General features: G+C 41.4%; 1 protein-coding gene. It reads right to left on the bottom strand.

Annotated elements, in window-relative coordinates:
* Positions 1–249: carboxyvinyltransferase (locus AC6UDF_RS07365; RefSeq protein ID WP_500724235.1), on the bottom strand; the 249-nt coding region annotated here is incomplete at both ends.

The following is a 249-nucleotide window of genomic DNA, read 5'->3' as shown; positions in this document are numbered from 1 at the left end:
CCATGAAGACTTTTAACTCCAACTACTGTGATTGTATTAGTACCAGCACCAGAAACCTTGGCACCCATTTTGTTTAATACCTTTTGTAAGTCGACAATTTCAGGCTCACGAGCAACATTTTGAATCTTAGTGGTTCCCTTAGCAAGGGTAGCTGCCATCATCACGTTTTGTGTTGCTCCGACGCTTGGAAAATCAAAGTAAATATCAGTTCCAACTAATCCATTTGGAGCAGAAGCTTCAACGTAGCCA

It is taken from the genome of Fructilactobacillus sp. X2R6C1 (genome assembly GCF_059901295.1).
The sequence above is the reverse complement of the archived record's forward strand: the minus strand, read 5'-3'. Positions and strand labels throughout refer to the sequence as shown.